The 3,492-nt window shown below is 64.4% G+C and carries 7 protein-coding genes and 1 pseudogene; 5 read left to right on the top strand and 3 right to left on the bottom strand.

The features are described from left to right. Positions 1-14: 14 nt before the first annotated feature. Entirely contained in the window at positions 15-284 is a 270-nt protein-coding gene (locus tag ACE3O8_RS13185) for a hypothetical protein (protein WP_374390466.1), read from the bottom strand. Between the two features lie 140 nt (positions 285-424). Here ACE3O8_RS13185 and copC point away from each other — a divergent pair, with 140 nt between their 5' ends. The 4 genes from copC to ACE3O8_RS13165 all read left to right on the top strand — a co-directional run bounded on the left by copC (position 425) and on the right by ACE3O8_RS13165 (position 2,413). Further along, positions 425-778 carry a copper homeostasis periplasmic binding protein CopC gene (gene copC, locus ACE3O8_RS13180; RefSeq protein WP_374390464.1) on the top strand — a complete coding sequence of 118 codons (354 nt, stop codon included), beginning with the start codon at positions 425-427 and terminating at the stop codon, positions 776-778. Between the two features lie 4 nt (positions 779-782). Continuing rightward, complete coding sequence (gene copD / locus ACE3O8_RS13175) at positions 783-1,640, top strand: copper homeostasis membrane protein CopD (protein WP_374390462.1); 858 nt, start codon at positions 783-785, stop codon at positions 1,638-1,640. 16 nt (positions 1,641-1,656) lie between these two features. Then, positions 1,657-2,169: a nuclear transport factor 2 family protein gene (locus ACE3O8_RS13170; RefSeq protein WP_374390460.1), complete on the top strand. Its 513-nt coding sequence runs from the start codon at positions 1,657-1,659 to the stop codon at positions 2,167-2,169. A gap of 109 nt (positions 2,170-2,278) precedes the next feature. Next, positions 2,279-2,413 carry a hypothetical protein gene (locus ACE3O8_RS13165; protein ID WP_374390459.1) on the top strand — a complete coding sequence of 45 codons (135 nt, stop codon included), beginning with the start codon at positions 2,279-2,281 and terminating at the stop codon, positions 2,411-2,413. A gap of 58 nt (positions 2,414-2,471) precedes the next feature. Here the strand turns inward: ACE3O8_RS13165 and ACE3O8_RS13160 are convergent, their stop codons facing one another. Both ACE3O8_RS13160 and ACE3O8_RS13155 read right to left on the bottom strand, forming a co-directional pair. Continuing rightward, positions 2,472-2,861, bottom strand: coding sequence for a type II toxin-antitoxin system death-on-curing family toxin (locus tag ACE3O8_RS13160; protein WP_374390457.1), 390 nt, complete (start codon positions 2,859-2,861; stop codon positions 2,472-2,474). 1 nt (position 2,862) lies between these two features. Next, positions 2,863-3,090, bottom strand: coding sequence for an AbrB/MazE/SpoVT family DNA-binding domain-containing protein (locus ACE3O8_RS13155; RefSeq protein WP_374390455.1), 228 nt, complete (start codon positions 3,088-3,090; stop codon positions 2,863-2,865). Positions 3,091-3,170: 80 nt separating this feature from the next. Between ACE3O8_RS13155 and ACE3O8_RS13150 the strand changes: the two are divergent. Beyond that, positions 3,171-3,492 (top strand): annotated as a pseudogene (locus tag ACE3O8_RS13150) (hypothetical protein); the annotation flags it as partial.

The raw sequence follows: 3,492 nt of genomic DNA, 5'->3' as shown, positions 1-3,492 counted from the left end.
CCGCCAAGGGCGGCTCATCGAGCCTGCTCCAGTAGCGTCGACGGCGCGAGCGCCAGCGAGGGCGAAAAGGGAGAGACCTCTGACGGAGAGACGCGCGCCGTCGCGGTTGAGGCCATGCCGATCAGCAACGCGCCCAGCGCCGAAACCGCGGGAAGCCGCCAGCCCGCCAGCGGCATGCGCCGCTCCGTCTCGATGCGCCGCCACACATGAGGTTCCAGTTGACCCAGCGGGCGGTCGACGGGGGCTTCGGCCAACTGCCGCAAGAGATTGTCCAACCTGTCCATTCGCACTGCCACTCCGATTTTCCCGGCTTTCATAGCGGGAATACGCGGGCCGGCCAAAAATCCCGCAAACGGCAATGAGGGGTTCGCCGAGTGGCCGCGTATATGCGCCAACGAGTTCTGCCTGCCGGAGACCCCTGCCCATGCTGTTTCGATCTGCCCTGTTCGCCGCGCTGATGGTTGCCGCGCCCGCGATTGCCCACCCGAAGCTGCTGGCTTCCACGCCTGCCGGTGGCAGCACCACGGCAAGCCCGGCGGTGGTTTCGATGCAGTTCAGCGAGGCGCTGTTCCCCAAATTGTCGGGGGCGGCGCTGGTGAAGCTGGGCGGTGGCGAGCCGTCGAAGGTGGAAACCGCCACCAGCTTTGCAGCCGACAACCGTGGCATCAGCCTGAAGCCGGCATCCGGCCTGACCGCCGGGCAATATCGGGTGGACTGGTTCGGCGTCGCTGCGGACACGCATCGCATCACGGGCAATTTCAGCTTCACGGTGCGCTGATCCGGTGGGTGATCCGGGGCTGACGGCTGTCCGTTTTCTGCTCTACGCCGCGCTGGGGCTGTCGTTTGGGCTGTTGCTGTTTCCGGTGCACGCCCTTCCGGCCGGCTTGCGTGACCGGGCGGTCAGGCAGGCGAGACCGCTTCTGGTGATTCTGGCGGCAACCGGGCTGCTTGCCTCGCTTGCGGGGCTGGCCGTGCTTGCGGGGGGGATGCTTGGGCTTCCGGCTTCGCAAATCGGGGCGGATGAGATCGCCACCATTCTTGCGCTGCCAGGCCTTGGGACATCCATTGTGGTGCGGATTGCCGTCCTTGTGCTGCTGCTGGTCCTGCTTCTTGTGGCGTCGGGCCTTCGGCGGACGATGATGGTCCTTGCCGGGGTTGCGCTGGCGAGCCTTGCATGGGCCGGGCATGGCGCATCCGGGGGCGCCATCCATCTGGCTGCGACCGTTCTGCACCTGCTGGCGGCCGGGCTGTGGCTTGGGGCGATTGCCGGCTATCTATTGATGATGCGCTGCGCGGGCCGGGACGAGCTGGCGGCGGCGCTGGGCCGCTTCGTAGGAACCGGCGGCGTGATTGTTGCCCTGCTGGCGGCATCCGGGGCGGCCAATGCGCTGATGATCGCGGGATGGCCGCTTCCAGCCGGATTCCTCGGCTTCTCGTGGACGATGCTGCTGGCGTTGAAGCTGGCACTGTTCGCCGGGATGATGGGCCTTGCTGCGCTGCACCGCTTCCGGCTGGTGCCGGCTGTTGCCGCCGGCGCACCGGTGAACAGCCTGCGCTTCTCGCTGGCGACGGAGCTCGTCCTGGGCTGCGGCGTCCTCGCTCTTGTTGCAATCCTTGGGCAGATATCGCCCGCTGCATGATCCTCCAGCCACCCGAATGAAAGACCATCACAACATGCTGCGCATCCTGATTTCAGCCGCGATCATCGCCACCGGCTCCGCTTCGGCATCGGCCCATGGGCCAGCCAAGCCTGCTGCGGGCAGCACCAACGTTGCACCAGCGGCGACCGAAGCCGTGGCCGTGGTGGACGCATTCCACGCCGCGCTGAAGCGTGGAGATCTGGCTGCTGCGCGCGGCTGCCTGATGGACGATGCGCTGATCTTCGAAGGCGGGGCGGTGGAACGGTCTGCCGCAGAATATGCCGCACACCATCTGCCTGCGGATGCCGAGTTCGCTGCCGTGACCGAGCAGGCCATTTCCAGCCGGAGGGGCGACGGAGACGGCCGGACCGCATGGGTTCTGACCGAGGGCCAGACGACCGGCACCTGGCGCGAAAAGCCGGTGGACAGTGTTACGACCGAAACGATGATCCTGCGAAAATCAGGCGCGAGCTGGCGCATCCAGCATATTCACTGGTCGTCGAAATCAGTTTCTGTTACAAAGCCCTAGCGCAAATTACAGCGTCGCGCCCCGACATAGCCGGCGATTGAGCCGGCCGTTTGCGGATGCGCCGAACCTGTCTGTTCGCCTTTCCAAGGGCGGCGACACAGTCGCCGCCATGAAGGAGAAGTATGTGGCTGATGCCTCCATTCCAGCAGATGGGCGCCAAATCTCGGGTTCGACTGAATTCCAAATCAGCAAGGCGAGCGCCGCTCCGCAACCGCATGACGCCGACCGCAGCACATTAATGTGAATGACGGGCCGCCATCAGGCATCCTGCGGCACCAAGCGAATGGCCGAGTGTCGGCGGATCACGCCCATCTAGCTGTGAGCCATGCCGCCACGTCGTCTTCGGTGAGATTTCCGGCGGCCAGCAACAACACCATCTTTATGGCGTCTTCGGGCTCGAAGGAGATGCGTAAGTCATTCAAGGCGAGAAATAGCCGTGCGAGCACCCAGGCAGTACGCTTGTTACCGTCGGCAAACGGATGATTGCGCGCAATGCCAAAGGCGTAAGCCGCTGCCAACGCACAGAGATCGGACTGCCCATAGGCCCATTGGTTGCGTGGTCGGGCAAGAGCGGACTCGAGGGCAGACACATCGCACACACCGATTGGCCCACCGTGTTCCGCCAACTGCCGGTCGTGGATAGCGAGGGCTAGTTCGGTCTCGATCCAGATCGGCTCCGCTGATGATGCCATGCTATTTGGCCAGGACGCGCAGGATGTCCCGATCTTCGCGCATGATCCGCTCGGCCACAGCCATCTTCTCCGCGAAATCCGGATTGGCGGCGGTGATCCGAATGCCCTCAGGGGTTTCGGACACATAGAGCGTGTCGCCCACGCCAGCACGCAGCTTGGCCAGCAACTCCTTGGGCAGGACGACGCCCGCAGAATTGCCGATCCTGGTGATTTTCAGGCTCGCGTTCATACTGCGGTTCTAACACTCCCCGCCCGCCATTCAAAGCAGTGTATTTTGCGGATGGCCATTCCGGCCACTGGAGACCCATCATGGGACATTCAGACCTCGACCCCGCCGTGCACGACCGGCGTCCCTGGATTGCAGGCGTCAACGTTGGACCCAAGCGACCGCTCAAGCCGCGTGATATCTGGGCGATCCGCTTCCCCTTCGGCAAGGCGCTGTGTCAGGAGCGCCTCCATCTCATCCGGGATCAGGCGCATGCGCCGACATCCCTTGCGGTACGATCGGGCAAAGATGTGCGCTGGAAAGTGATCAGCCTGTCGCCCATGCCTGCCCCGTTCGAAGGTTCGAAGCGGAGCCGGCGGGAGCCGGGTGTTGAGAACATGCTTGAGACATGCGCCGACGCCTTTA

It is taken from the genome of Sandaracinobacter sp. (assembly GCF_041909755.1).
Lineage (GTDB): Bacteria > Pseudomonadota > Alphaproteobacteria > Sphingomonadales > Sphingomonadaceae > Sandaracinobacteroides.
This window is presented reverse-complemented; position numbering and strand designations above follow the sequence as displayed.